7 protein-coding genes and 1 pseudogene are annotated in these 13,967 nt (G+C 62.0%); 1 reads left to right on the forward strand and 7 read right to left on the reverse strand.

Annotated features, from left to right (window positions below; all coding sequences use genetic code 11):
* Positions 1-63: 63 nt before the first annotated feature.
* Complete coding sequence (gbcB, locus tag OC610_RS10065; RefSeq protein WP_264427665.1) at positions 64-1,164, reverse strand: glycine-betaine demethylase subunit GbcB; 1,101 nt, start codon at positions 1,162-1,164, stop codon at positions 64-66.
* Between the two features lie 284 nt (positions 1,165-1,448).
* On the opposite strand from gbcB, the gene gbcA reads away from it, so the two are divergent.
* Complete coding sequence (gbcA, locus tag OC610_RS10070; RefSeq protein ID WP_212797909.1) at positions 1,449-2,744, forward strand: aromatic ring-hydroxylating oxygenase subunit alpha; 1,296 nt, start codon at positions 1,449-1,451, stop codon at positions 2,742-2,744.
* Positions 2,745-2,849: 105 nt separating this feature from the next.
* On the opposite strand, the gene OC610_RS10075 is transcribed toward gbcA, so the two are convergent.
* The 6 genes and pseudogenes from OC610_RS10075 to dgcB form a co-directional block, all read right to left on the reverse strand.
* Positions 2,850-4,094, reverse strand: coding sequence for a metallophosphoesterase (locus tag OC610_RS10075; protein WP_264427666.1), 1,245 nt, complete (start codon positions 4,092-4,094; stop codon positions 2,850-2,852).
* Between the two features lie 27 nt (positions 4,095-4,121).
* Entirely contained in the window at positions 4,122-5,990 is a 1,869-nt protein-coding gene (locus tag OC610_RS10080; protein ID WP_264427667.1) for a c-type cytochrome, read from the reverse strand.
* Between the two features lie 163 nt (positions 5,991-6,153).
* On the reverse strand, positions 6,154-9,606 hold the full coding sequence (locus tag OC610_RS10085; protein ID WP_264427668.1) for a GMC oxidoreductase: 3,453 nt from the start codon (positions 9,604-9,606) through the stop codon (positions 6,154-6,156).
* 1,233 nt (positions 9,607-10,839) lie between these two features.
* Positions 10,840-11,610: an electron transfer flavoprotein subunit beta gene (gene etfB / locus OC610_RS10090; RefSeq protein WP_264427669.1), complete on the reverse strand. Its 771-nt coding sequence runs from the start codon at positions 11,608-11,610 to the stop codon at positions 10,840-10,842.
* Positions 11,611-11,625: 15 nt separating this feature from the next.
* On the reverse strand, positions 11,626-12,846 hold the full coding sequence (gene etfA / locus OC610_RS10095) for an electron transfer flavoprotein subunit alpha (RefSeq protein ID WP_264427670.1): 1,221 nt from the start codon (positions 12,844-12,846) through the stop codon (positions 11,626-11,628).
* Positions 12,843-13,967 (reverse strand): annotated as a pseudogene (gene dgcB / locus OC610_RS10100) (dimethylglycine demethylation protein DgcB); the annotation flags it as partial. The pseudogene dgcB and the gene etfA, both read right to left, overlap by 4 nt.

Here is a 13,967-nt window from a genome sequence, read left to right on the forward strand (position 1 = left end):
CGGCAGCTCCTACGCAGAGCCGAGCGGGAGCAAGCTCCCTCGCCACAGGGGGCTCGCCGCGATTTAAAACTCGATCCGCACATCCCCCTTCGGCACGCTGCAGCACGACAGGATATAACCCTCGGCCTCATCGTCCTCGGTGATGCCGCCGTTGTGTTCCATCTCCACTTCCCCGCCCAGCTTCAGCACCTTGCAGGTGCCGCAGATGCCCATGCCGCAGGCCTTGGGGATCATCATGCCGAGCTTGGCGGCGGCGGCGTGTACGGTTTCGCCCGGCCCCACGCGGATGCTCTTGCCCGATGAAGTGAACTCCACCAGGTGCAGGTCCGCCGCATCGACTTCAGGCGCGTCGGCAGCCTGCTCGGCCTGCTCCACCGCATCGGCGCGGGCTTCCGGTGGCGTCGCGCCGAAAGACTCCTCGTGGTACCGCTTCATGTCATAGCCAGCGGCTTCCAGCAGGCGCTTGACCGCGGTCATGTACGGGGTCGGGCCGCAGCAGAACACCTCGCGTTCGAGGAAGTCGGGCACCATCAGTTCCAGCATCTTGTGGTTCAGGTATCCGCGATACCCGGCCCACGGCTCGCCCAGGCCATGTTTTTCACAGATCAGGTGCAGGCTGAAGTTGTCGATCCGCGACGCCATGTGCTCCAGCTCGCGGTGGTAGATGATGTCCTTCGGCGAGCGGGCGCTGTGGATGAAGGTCATGTCGACGTTGGCGTTGGTGTCGTAGTACCAGCGCGCCATGGACATCACCGGGGTAATCCCGACGCCGCCGCTGAGGTAGAGCACCTTGGGGCTGGAGAAGTCGATGGCGTTGAACAACCCCACCGGCCCGTGCACCGCCAACTCCTGGCCCTCGTGCAGGGTGTCGTGCAGCCAGTTGGAAACCTTGCCCCCCGGCACGCGCTTGATCGTCACCGAGAAACTGTAGGGCACCGACGGCGAGCTGGAGATCGTGTAGGAACGCATGATCGGCTGGCCTTCGATTTCCAGCTCCAGGGTGACGAACTGCCCCGGCTTGAAAAAGAACATGATCGGCTGGTCGGCCATGAAACAGAATGTGCGCACATCCCAGGTTTCCTGGATGACTTTGACGCAACGCACGATATGTCGGCCATTGGCCCAGGTCTGGGTGGTGACCGGGTTCAGGAAATTATTGGACATGCTGATCTCCACGGCCGACTGTCGGCCTTCATGATGGCGATTGTGCGCAGGCACCTGAGTGACCATTTACCTATCTGCGACATTCACATACTTATCGCGACCAGCCCCCAACGACCGGGGCTTGCGCGTCGGGAACAGATTGGGCCATGTCGCCCATGGATAAGGTTGCGCCCCTGCGCGGCCCCACACTCGCCCCAACAGACAAACACAATTTTCTGCCTTGCGTAGCACAACCGATCAGCCACTTTTTTGATGGTCACGTAGAGGACCATGAGGACAAAACGATGGACGTCACCACTACCCTGAGCCTGGGCGATCCGCTGGAACCCGCACGCAAGGCCACCGCGCAAATGCTGCAAGAGCGCGAGCGCACCTTTTCGCTGCCGCAACCGTTCTACAGTGATGAGCGCCTGTTTGATATCGACATGCAGGAAATCTTCCAGAAGGAATGGTTGATCGCCGGCATGACCTGCGAAATCCCGGCCAAGGGCAACTACCTGACGCTGCAGATCGGCAAGAACCCGATCATCGTGATTCGCGGTGCCGAGGGTGTGGTGCATGCGTTCCATAACGTTTGCCGTCACCGTGGCTCGCGGCTGTGCACCAGCGACAAGGGCAAGGTCGCCAAGCTGGTCTGCCACTACCACCAGTGGACCTACGAGCTGGACGGTCGCCTGCTGTTCGCCGGTACCGAGATGGGCGCCGACTTCGACATGAAGCAGTACGGCCTCAAGCCTGTGAACGTGAAGACTGCTGGCGGCTACATCTTCATCAGCCTGGCCGAGAACCCGCCGGCGATCGATGACTTCCTGTCGACACTGAACCACTACATGGAACCGTACGACATGGAAAACACCAAGGTGGCGGTGCAAACCACCTTGATGGAAAAGGCCAACTGGAAGCTCGTGCTGGAAAACAACCGCGAGTGCTACCACTGCAACGCCTCGCACCCCGAATTGCTCAAGACCCTGCTGGAATGGGACGACGTCACCGACCCACGGGCCGACCAGGCGTTCAAGGACCACGTGGCCGCTTCCGCCGCCGCCTGGGACGCCGAAAAGATCCCCTACGCCCACGCCAGCTTCGGCCTGCGCAACCGCATCGTGCGCATGCCGCTGCTCAAGGGCACGGTGTCAATGACCATGGACGGCAAGCAGGGCTGCGCCAAGCTGATGGGCCGCATCAAGAACCCGGACCTGGGCTCGATGCGCATCCTGCACCTGCCGCACTCGTGGAACCACTGCATGGGCGACCACATCATCGTCTTCACCGTGTGGCCGATCAGCGCCCAGGAGACCATGGTCACCACCAAGTGGCTGGTGCACAAGGACGCGGTCGAAGGCGTGGACTACGACGTGGCGCGCATGCGCGAAGTCTGGGACGCCACCAACGACCAGGACCGGCGCCTGGCCGAAGAAAACCAGCGCGGCATCAACTCCACCGCCTACCAGCCAGGCCCGTACTCCAAGACCTATGAGTTCGGCGTGGTGAATTTCGTGGATTGGTACAGCGAGCGCTTGCTCAACAACCTGGGGGCCGAGCCGGCGCCGTACCTCAAAGGTGTGCCGGTCCAGGGCTAAGTCAGAAGCATCGCGAGCAAGCTCGCTCCCACATGGGGTCTTCGGTGCGCTGAAGATCCCCTGTGGGAGCGAGCTCGCTCGCGATAGCGGCCTGACATTCACCGACTACCGGGAAGACCACCGCACACTGCCATCCTCCCCATAAAACGTCTCGACAATCTCCTCTCCCTTCAGTTGCACCTTCACATACCCATTCAACACCCGCTCCGGATACACCTCGTCCCCCGCCAATTCAGTTTCCGACCACAGCACCCGCGCGTGCCCGTTCAACTCGCTGGAGGTGCCATAGGGGATCGCCCCATGCCCGGCGCAGCGCGCGTGCAGCCCGCCTTGTGGCGCGTAGCAGATGCCATTGTGCAAATGCCCCCAGTACCAGTAATCCGGCTCACGCCCCAGGGCGTCACAGACCGGTTGGTAGAGCGCAGTCTTGTTGTGCCCGGAAATATCGAAGCCCTGGTGATGACTGAGGACCATGAGCTTCTTGCGCTTGGGCAGGGTTTTCATCCACTCGATCTGCTGGGTGTTGAGGGTGCCGTCCATGTACAGATTCATGGCGTCCGAGGCGTAGGCGCTGTCCAGCCCAACCACCAGCCAATCGTCGTTGTACAGCGCAAAGTAACTGGTGCCCTGTTGCACCGGGAACCGCTTGGCCAGTTCCTTGAAATAACCGTGTGCGCCGCTGTACATCTCATGGTTGGAGTTGAGGGTGAACGAGCCGTGCTTGCCTTGGGGCCAGCCGACCATGTCGACGTCCTCCTGGGAATGGGTGCCGGCGTAGTACACGTCGCCCAGGTGGATGGTGAAATCGGCCAGGGCCAGTTGCATCTGGTTGGCGACGGCCACCGCGGGCGCGTGACTGTCGAATGGCCCGGTGCCCCAGTCGCCGGCGATGGCCAGCACCACGTCGTTGTCCATTTTCACCAGCGCGGGGGTGGTGGCGAACGTCGCATGGTGGCGCAGGTTTTCGATCCACTTGAGCAGCGCCTCGCTCCACAGCAGGTCCAGCAATTCCCATTTGCGACAACCCAATAACGTGCCGTCCTTGAGCACCCGGGTCGGCAACTCGTCTTCGCTTTGCGGCAGCGGCGTGGCGTTGCCGATCTTCAGGATCGACAGGCCGTGAGCCAGCTCCCATGGCACCGCCGGTTCGTCGTCCGGCAGATCACCGTGGTCGATCACATGACGGGCCTGGTCGTGGCCACGCTGCAGCAGCTTGACGATGGCCTGGAACTCCTCGGGCTCCAGGTCGTTGACGAGTTTTTTCCAGGACATTTCCAGCCGCGTGACCAACCCGTGCAGGCGGACCTTGACCTTGTCGAACTCATGTTCCAAATGATGCAGTAATGACATGTGAACGCTCCTTCGTTTTACCCCGGGCTACAGGGTTTTCATGAATTCGATCAGGGCTCGCTTGTCGACGTCCGACAGTTGCGTGCCATACAGGTGACCGCCGTTGTGGTTGCCTTCCAGGCGGGTGTCGTATTTGAAATCCGCCGATGCCTTCATCTGCGCGCCGCTGGTGACGAAACCGACCTTCTGCGGATCGTAGATATCGGAGCCGGTATAGAACACTTGCGGACGCTGCTCCGGCGCTTGCAGCAGATCCCACAGGGTCGGCACCGAGCCGTTGTGCAGGTACGGCGCGCGCAGCCAGATGCCGTCCGTGGGTGTGTTGCTGTAGCTCTGGGTCTTGCGGTAGGCGCCGAAGTCGAACGGCGGTTTCTTGAAGCCGTGAAACGCAGTCACCAGGCCGGTGGTGAAGGAGTTGAGGCGGTGGGGATCGGTGCCCAACTGATCGATGTTGGTCGTGACCTGGCCGGTATCGCTGCGACCGAAATCATGGCAAGCGGCGCAGTTCTGCTCCCAGATCGGTTTGCCCTGGGCGACTTTCGCCGGGTCCAGGGCGAACGGCCAGGCCGGTGCCTTGTGGCCCAGCAGCCAGTTGGTCACCCGGTTGAAACTCGGCGGCAGCACCGATTCCGGCGTCGCGCCCACGGCCATGGCCGCTGCGTAGTTACGTTCGTGGATCTGGTTGTTATTGCCGTCCCAGTGCAGGTACATGGATTCGCGAGGTTTCTGGTTCCAGACCTGGGGCAGGTCCACCGTGCCGATCGTGGAGTCATCCGGGAAGCCAAAGACCACCATTTTGGTCGGGTTGAAGGTGTCGGTCCGTCCTGGCCCCTGGGCCGGACGCAGCTTCTGCCAGGCGTAGGCCTGCTTCTGCTTGAGCAACGCGCTCTTGGCCATCGGAATGATCAGGTAGCGGTTGTATAGCTTTTCGAAAAAGCCTAGCTGGAACTTGTTGTTGATCGCCGTCATGACCGCATCGGGGGTGAACTTCGGGTCGCTGGCGCATTCGTAGGCGAACCATTGGAAAGCTTGCAGTTGCAGGGTGTTGGCTGGCGCAGCGGCGACGGGGACCGCGACGTCGGTGGCATTGGCCCGGTAGGAACCGGTGTGGCAAAGGGCGCAGTTCGGCTCCACCGTCGGGTAGCCGAGCTGCCGCTTGGCCATGCCGATGGGCAGGTCCTTGCCATTTTCATAGAGGAATCCGAACACCTCGTAGCCGCCTGGCTTGGGCAGCTTTTCCGGACACATCTGCGGCAGCACGGAGAACAGGTAGTAGGGAATCCGCGCCTCGATGCCCAGGCCGATGGCGGCGTATTTGTAATGGTCTTCGTCGGAAGCGAAGTCCGGTTGCGGCACTTCCCGGATCATCTGGTACCAGGTCTGGTAGCCGATGAAACCCAACAGCAAGACCACCACCAACGTACCGACCTTGAACCCGTGGCTCTGCCAACGCAGCGCCCAACCGGCGCGCCATTCGCGCCAACCGGCGCAGAGCAACGCCAGCGGACGGTTGGCCGCCGGGCTGCCGAGGTACAGCAGCCCGCCCAGGACCAGGAACATGGTCAGGTCGCCCATCAACATCGGCACGAACAGCGAGCCCTGGTTATTGGTGTTGATCAGGTAGATCCAGAACACCACCGCCACCAGCCGCGACAGCACGCACAACCACGAATGCACCACGAAACGTGGCGCGTTGAAGCCCGAGGGCATGTAGAACAGGCTGATCCCCACCAGCAACATGCCGGCGTTTTCCAGCCAGGGATCGGACAGCACGGGCGGCAGGCCGAGCATGGACGTCAGCAACACCGGCGCGAACAGCGCCGGGATCGCGAAGACCATGTTCATGACGATTCCGATCCAGATGACGCGCTGGAACCAGCGGATGTAAGTGTTCATGGCATCCTTTTCCTTATTCTTGACTCACGAGATACATCGCTCTGGTGATCGCCATCGCGAGCAAGCTCGCTCCCACAGGGGGGCAATGCGCCGCTGAGTTCGTGCACGCCGCGAAACAGTGTGGGAGCGAGCTTGCTCGCGATGCGGTCGACTCGGTCTTGGGTCAACCAAGCGCAGTCTTCTCCAGATGCTCAAGAATGATCGGATACACATCCACCACCGCATCCTTGCCGAACATGCAATCGATGTGGCCGTAGCCGGGTATTTCATGGCGGCTGAACAGCTGCGGGCCATGCAGGTCGCACAATCGCTCGTAAGTCTTGAGCGTGCTCTGCGGCAGGTAGCACTGGTTGTCGGCGCCGCTGATGAAGCAGATCGGCAACTTCAATCGGTCAAAATGCGGCATGTAGACATCGTTGCCCTTGAAGTCCACCAGGTGCCCCTTGCGCACGATCAGCGCCAAGTGCTCGAAGGTCTGGATGTTCGACTCGCCGAACAATTCATGCAGGTTGTCGTGCAGGGTTTCGTTGAGGGTGTCGTGGCGGTAGAGCGAGGCGTACATGAACGTGATGCGGTGGCAGACCGGGTTGGTGCAATAGCCCTGGGCCTCGATCCGGGCATAGCCGTTGAGGGCCTTGTCGTAGAGTTTGTTGAACCAGCTTTCCTTGGTGTCGGCGTAGGCCGTCATGGATTTGATGCCGATGGCGTCGAGCACCCCAGGCAGGTGCAAACCGGCCTTGAGCCCCGTGGCGGTGGCAACCACCGTGTCGGCGGCGATCTGCGAGCAGACCACCGAACGCACGCCCTGCAACCCGGCGAGCATCGACATGAAGAAGGTCGTCGCGCCGTAGCAATGCACCACGCACTGTACGTCACGAGCCAGCGTTGCCTGCTGGATCTGCTCGATCGCGGCCTTGAAGTCGTACTGGGCCACCTGGTCGCCGTTCCATTCATTTTTGCTGGCCGGCAGCAGGATGCTCACCCGCAGGTCCAACAGCCAGACGTCGTAGTCGTGCTTGCACAGATACTCCAGCAGGTTGGTGTGGATGGTGTCGGTGGAGAAGATATTCGAGCCCACGCCCAGGCCATGGACCAGCATCACCGGGCCTTTGCTGCCGGCCTGGTAACGGGTCAAGCGCAGTTCGACGTTGTCCTCTGTCTGGAAGAAATGCACCACCGGAGCCGGCGCATCCAGTGGTCGTTTCAAGCGCGGTGGTGCGTCCGGGTTGAAGTAGACGTCGCCGGCGAAGACACCGCCATAGCTCTCCCACAAGATGCCGGCGAAGAACTTGCCGAACCGCGCCAGCGCCTCCACGCGCTCGCGCTCGTTACGCGCATTGAGCACTTTCATAGTGGTCATCTGCTTGGCGAAATCGGCTGGCAGGATATGCATCACCCCGGAGCCGAGCACCGCGCCGGTCTTGTCCGGCCCGCGATAAAGCGTCACGTAGAGCGTGCTGGTGTCGTGCCAGATGTTCAGCACACCGTTGTCCTCGGGCACGGTCTTGAAGGCGCTGAAGAAATAGTCGCTGCCGTCCTCGGCGGTCAGCTTCATGTCGTAGTTCATGTGCCGCACGCCGACCTGTTCCTGGTACTGCTCGAACAGGTTGAACACGCCGTTGCTGGCAACCAGCGGCTTGGACGACAGCAGAGGCGCATCGAGCGTGCCCACCAGGGTCGCGGCGTGTTCCGGCTCCTTGATCAGGCGATCGAGGTCAGCGGCAGTGATGGTCAGGGTGAATTCGATCGGCGAGTTATCGGCCTTGCCGCGCTTGGCCGCCGCTTCGTAAAGATTGAGGTCGGTGCCTTGGGGCTGGGTGAACGCCGTGGAAAAGTAGCCCTTCATGGTTTCGGTGAACTGCACCCCAAGGGTCGGCGTCGCCACCGGTTTGCGCGGGGCCGACGGCAGCGTGTAATCGATCAGCCAGCCGCGATCGGCCGCCAGCAGCCCCATGTTGCGTTCACTGACCGCCGAAATGGTCAGCAACGGGTTGACCGCCAGGGACGTCGGAATCACCGAACCGTCCGTCACGTACAAGCCCGGGTAGACGTCGGTGCCACTGGCGCCACTGAACACCTGGCCCTTGTGGTTGACCACACCCTGGACCGCGTCTTCGCCCATCACACAGCCGCCCAGCGGATGGACCGAGACGATGCTGTGCTTGAGCAGCTTGGTCCAGATCGGGTTCTCGACCCAGATCCCGCCCAGGGCCTTGGTGCTCTGGTGCAGCCGTTCGTTGCCGAGGGTGACGTTTTCCTGCTCGCCGACACCCGGCCAGTCGATGCGTAGCTGATCCTTGTTGTCGAGGACCATGCGGCCCTTGCCGTTGTCATGGCTCATGATCAAGTAGGTCTGCATGTTGTGCAGCGCGCCGTAATACGGCCCGCGCAGGAAGCTCTCGGCCTCGCGGCCCTTGTACTTGAGGCTGGCACCGAAGCCAGTGTCGGTCGGCACGCCGATCATTTCAGCGAACGTCGCCATGCTCGGCACCATGGCCCGGCCAAGGGCGCCAGGGATAGAGCCTTCCTCGATCACCATCCGGCTGCGCCAGTCGCCCTCGGTGCGCATGTCGATCACCGACGTGATGCACGGCCCCACCGGCTCGAGTTCCTTGGCCGAATGGGCGCCAAAGCCGATGCCGTTGATGACCTGGTCGCAGTTGTGGCCGAAGCCGAGGATGTCACCGTTGCCGCTCATGTTCTCGCCCAACTGGGCGGACATCGACAAGCCCTTGTCCCGCGAGCGCAGCATGATTTCGGTGGAGCCCAAGGTGCCGGCGGACACCACCACGATGTCCGCGCGGACAAAAAGCGTCGGCGCCGAAAACATCTCGCGACCGCTGTCCAGGTACTGGAAATGCACGATCCAACCATCGCCGTCGCGCTCCAGGTGCCGCACCTCGGCCTGGCAGAAAATCTCCGCGCCGTGGTTCCAGGCGTCCGGCAGGTAATTCATCAGCGTGGTGTTCTTGGCCTTGTTGTTACAGCCCGAGACGCAGTCGCCACAGCCGTTGCACGGCAGTTGTTCGACGCCGACGTGGTTGAGGTTGTTGGGCAGCTTGTCGAAGGTCACGTTGATCGGCGGCTTGTAGAAATGCGCGCCCTGCTTGAGGTAATCCGCCGACTTCTTGTGGGCGTCGAGCTTGGGCAGGTTCGGCGAGGACGCCGGATAGGGATTGGGCTTGAGCATCTCCCGGGCCCGCGCATAACCGTCCTTGAGCAGCGTGTCGCTGTGCTCGCGCATCGCCAGCGGCCAACGCGGGTCCTCGAAGACCCCGGGTTCGGCTTCCAACGCGACGTTGGCATTGATCAGCGATGTGCCGCCCAGGCCACAACCGACCACCACGTTCTGCTGGGCGTTGACGTGCAGGTCGAACAACCCGGTGCGCGAACCGATATGACCGTCCGGATCATGCACCTGCAACTCCTCGGTGGCGGCGAGCAATGTGTTGGGGTACTCGCCGGGCTGGATCTCCCGGCCCCGCTCCAGCAGACAGACCGTGCGCCCGGCCCGGGACAAGCGCGACGCGGCGATGCCGCCGCCGTAGCCGGAACCAATGACGATAACGTCGTAGTGTTCCTTGATTTCACTGATGGGGGTCGAGATCCGTGTCATGTTCAAGTCCTCTCAGGCAGAAGGGGCAACTCTGCGGTTGCCTGCAAATCCACAGGCGCACAAACGCCTGGCCGCTATCCCGTATGGGTTGGAGCGGCAGTCAACGGTGTCGGTGGGAAAAGCTCAGGTGTTATAGGCGCGCACGCTGATTTGCTGCGCGACGATGAACACGTCGAGGCAGCGCGGTGGGAGGCGTCGGGATGCACGTCGGGGCTGAAGCGAATAACGGGGTGGGGGCCTTGCTATCCATCGTGCGTTCTCCCTGAACCAGATATGGATAAAGTCGCGCTGTCCTTGTGCCCTGAGTGAAGACAGGCGACACCTGTACGTCAAGGCAGTTCCTTAGAACTGTATGAAATTTGATCTATCGCGTTTGGCGCTAAGCCCGCCGTGGCCTACAGGGTTTCGCGAACAAGTTATCCACATGGACACCCACAGCAAATGGGGACAACCAAGCTCGCGTCAGAAATTTTTTGCACGTCGATGTGAATAAAATCCGTGACTTATCCGTCGACAACGGTTTCCTGACGGATTGACTGTTTTTTGATCAGGTCGCTGAGAAGCCTGAATATAAAGGGCTACAGAGCAGAGCGAACACCTTATCCACAGAAGCGCCAACAGTGTTTGGGGGTAAATTTGACGGTTCTGTGGAAAACCTATCGAACGCCTTTCAAATCAGCGTTTTCCGGTGGTTTCAGGATGCAGGGACGATTTTGGCTATTATTTAACCAATACCTTGCAGGCACCGTAGCGCTTGGCTTGCAGCGGAGAGCGAACATCTTATCCACAGAAGCGCCAACAGAGATTGGGGGCAAGTTTTCCTTGGGCCGGGGTTTTATTCACAGAGAAAAGCCAATAAAAACCGGTGGTTAGGTTGGCTATTTTTTAATCGATGGGCTGGAGAGCCTGATTAGCATGGGGCGTAGCGAGGGGCGAACAGGTTATCCACAGATGGGCGCACAGGGATTGTGGGTAAACCAATCTTCTGTATGGCGCTAGGCACGATCCCCAGATGCTTCACCCTTCCCTGTGGGAGCGAGCTTGCTCGCGATGGGGCCAGTACAGTCAACCAATGAGTGATTGGAAAATGGCTATCGCGAGCAAAGGGATTACGTAGGAGCTGCCGAGTGAAACGAGGCTGCGATCTTTCCCCAGCCACCTGAATCTCAAGCAAAAGATCAAAAGATCAAAAGATCGCAGGCTTCGCCAGCTCCTACAGAGCTGCGTCTGGGATTAACGAACCACCCCTTCTTCCACCAACAGCTTGAGAATCGCCTCGGCCCCGGCTTCCGGGCTCACGCCCTTGAGCACCTGCCCGCCTCCGCCGCTGGCCTTGGCCGTGGCGGCTTTCATGCGGTCGGCGCCGCTCTTGGCCTTGATCACTTTCAGACGCTTGGGTCGTGGCTTGGCCGGCTGCAGGGTCGCCACCGCCAGCAACGCATCGTCGATGATCTCGACTTCCTCGGCGTGCAACGCCCCACGCCGGGCCGGGCCGTAGGCGCTTTGCCGAGGTTTTGGCGCGGCGTTATCCACAGTGGCGAGAAATGGCAGGCGCACCTTGAGCCGCCGCCGCTGGCCACGGGGCAAGGCCTGCAGCACCAGGGCCGCGCCGTTTTCGATGGATTCGACCTGGGCCAGCCCCACCACCAGCGGCCAACCGAGATTCTCGGCCAGCAGGAACGGCAACATGCCCGAGCCTTCGCCGGTTTCCGCCTGGCTGCCGGTCAATACCACTTGGGCGCCAGCGTCACGCAGATAGTCAGTCAGAGCCGGCAACGCATCGGCCCCGTTCGGGTTCTCCAACACATGCAATTCATCCAGCCCCATGCCCAGGTAAGCGCGCAGGGCCGGTTCGGCCACATCGCCGGCGTGCAGCACTTGCAGGTCATTGCCGGCCAATTGCAGGCCAAGCTCCACGGCGCGGGCGTCTTGCTCGGCGCGCCGGGGTCGACCAGAGGTCGGGTGGGCGCCGATGGAGACGAGGCTGATCACTTGGGTACTCATGAACGTTTCCTTAGCTTAAGCCGCATCGCGCCTGGCTTCGTTGCGGTAAGCCTCTACCGCCGCGATCAGGGCCTGGAGAATCGCCGCGCTGTCACCGATCACCGACAGGTCCGCACGCTTGATCATGTCGCAGCCGGGATCGAGGTTGATCGCCACCACCTTGTCGCAGGCGCCGATGCCTTGCAGGTGCTGGATCGCCCCGGAAATCCCCACGGCCACATAAACCCGTGCCGTGACCCAGGTGCCGGACGCACCGACCTGGCGATCGCGGGCCATGAAACCGTCGTCCACCGCCACCCGCGAAGCGCCTTCGGTAGCGCCCAAGGCCGCCGCCGTCCTGTGGAAAAGTGCCCAGTCCTTGACGCCGTTGCCGCCGGAGAAAATGAATTCGGCCTCGGCCATCGGAATCGCGCCCGGGTCCACCGCCACCGCGCCGAGGTCTTCGATGCGCGACAAGCTGCGAGCCACGCTTGTGGATAACTCCACCGGCAAGGCTTCGTGACGGGTTTCGCTGACCGGCTCGGCGCATTCGGCAGCGGCCAGGATCAACCGCGCCAATGGCCGTGCGAGGTCTTGCAGCCCCGCACCGGCGCGGCCGATGCACTCCTCGCCCTTGACCTGCCAGACCCGTGTGGCCGGGCGTTCGCCCAAGGCCGCGGCGAAGCGTCGACCCAGTTCACCGCCGCCGCTGCGACTGTCAGGCAGCAGCCAATGACGCGGATTGAACTGGTTATCCACAGCCCGCAAACCTTGTACCCGTTGCTCCGGTGCATAACCGCTGAATTCTTCACCATCGAGCACCAGCAGGCGGTCCACGCCAGCGGTGGCGAAAGCGCTTTCCTTGTGCTCGCCGAAGACCACGGCCAGCACCGCGCCTTCGCTGCCGGCCAGTTGATGGGCCAGGCCCAACAGGTCACGGTCATGACTGCTCAGGCGACCACCGACCATGTCCGGCACGACGCTGATGTAGAACGCCGGTTGCACGACTTGATGCAGCGGTAATTGCACCTCGGTCGCGGCGCTGCGCTTGGTTGCGCCGCCCTGCTGGGCGCCGCTGCGGTCAATGCGCTTGATCCCGTTGGGGCCGATGAAACCGACGCCATGGACGTTCTTGCGAATGACGCCGTTGGGCCCCATCCAGCTGTGCTGCACCGGTTGCATGGCCGCGTGCAGCGGATGCAGGCGGTTGCGGGCGATCCACTCGGCGCGAGGGTCGCGGCGGATGATTGTGCTCATGAATGCACCTGCGCAGGTTCACGTTTGGCCGGGGCCACGGGCTTGCTCGGGGCCGCGTCTTCAAGCAGCGCGTCGGCCACCAGTTCGGCAATGTCCTTGATCATCGGCCGTGGTTCGACCACGCCTTCGAGCATCGCCGTGCATTGTGGACAACCCACCGCCACCAGCTCGGCGCCGGTTTCGCGGATGTCGTCCATGCGCATGTCCGGGATGCGCTGCTTGCCCGGTATGTCGGTGATCGGCGCGCCGCCGCCACCGCCGCAGCAACGCGAACGGAAACCGGAACGCTGCATTTCCTTGACCTCGATGCCCAGCGCACGCAGCACGTGGCGCGGCGCCTCGTATTCGCCGTTGTAGCGGCCCAGGTAGCACGGGTCGTGATAGGTCACGCTGTTGCCCTTGTGCTGCCCGAGGTTCAGGGCGCCGGCGTCGATGATTTCCGCCAGGTAGGTGCTGTGGTGCTGCACCAGGTAGTTGCCATCGAAGGCGCCGTATTCGTTTTTCAGTACGTGGAAGCTGTGGGGGTCGCAGGTGACGATGCGGTTGAAGCTGTATTTGGCCAGGGTCTGGATGTTGCGCTTGGCCAACAGCTGGAACGTCGCTTCATCGCCCAGGCGCCGGGCCACGTCGCCGCTGTCGCGCTCTTCGAGGCCGAGCACGGCGAAGTCGATTTTCGCCGCCTTCAGGACTTTGACGAACGCCCGCAGGGTACGCTGGTTGCGCATGTCGAAAGCGCCGTCGCCAACCCAGAACAGCACGTCGGTGGATTTCTTCTCGCTGAGCAGGTTCAGGTTCAAGTCCGCCGCCCAGTTCATCCGCCCGCCCGGGGCGAAGCCGCCCGGGTTGTCGGTGGCGATGAGGTTTTCCAGCACCTCGGCGCCCTTGTTCGGCGTCGCGCCTTTTTCCAGGGTCAAGTGCCGACGCATGTCGACGATGGCGTCGACGTGCTCGATCATCATCGGGCATTCCTCGACGCACGCTCGGCAAGTGGTGCAGGACCACAGGGTCTCGGCGTCCACCAGGCCGTTGACGATCGGCTGGTGTGGATTACCGCCATGTTCACCCACAGGCTTGCCTGGATAAGGGCTGCCGGCGAATTTCGCATCCGTGCCGCCGGCCAG

The organism is Pseudomonas agronomica (assembly GCF_025917275.1).
In the GTDB taxonomy this organism is placed as follows: Bacteria; Pseudomonadota; Gammaproteobacteria; order Pseudomonadales; family Pseudomonadaceae; genus Aquipseudomonas; species Aquipseudomonas agronomica.

Coding starts and splice junctions, on each gene's coding strand:
- gbcB (WP_264427665.1), bottom strand. CDS start 1,164: ATGTCCAATAATTTCCTGAACCCGGTCACCACCCAGACCTGGGCCAAT.
- gbcA (WP_212797909.1), top strand. CDS start 1,449: ATGGACGTCACCACTACCCTGAGCCTGGGCGATCCGCTGGAACCCGCA.
- OC610_RS10075 (WP_264427666.1), bottom strand. CDS start 4,094: ATGTCATTACTGCATCATTTGGAACATGAGTTCGACAAGGTCAAGGTC.
- OC610_RS10080 (WP_264427667.1), bottom strand. CDS start 5,990: ATGAACACTTACATCCGCTGGTTCCAGCGCGTCATCTGGATCGGAATC.
- OC610_RS10085 (WP_264427668.1), bottom strand. CDS start 9,606: ATGACACGGATCTCGACCCCCATCAGTGAAATCAAGGAACACTACGAC.
- etfB (WP_264427669.1), bottom strand. CDS start 11,610: ATGAGTACCCAAGTGATCAGCCTCGTCTCCATCGGCGCCCACCCGACC.
- etfA (WP_264427670.1), bottom strand. CDS start 12,846: ATGAGCACAATCATCCGCCGCGACCCTCGCGCCGAGTGGATCGCCCGC.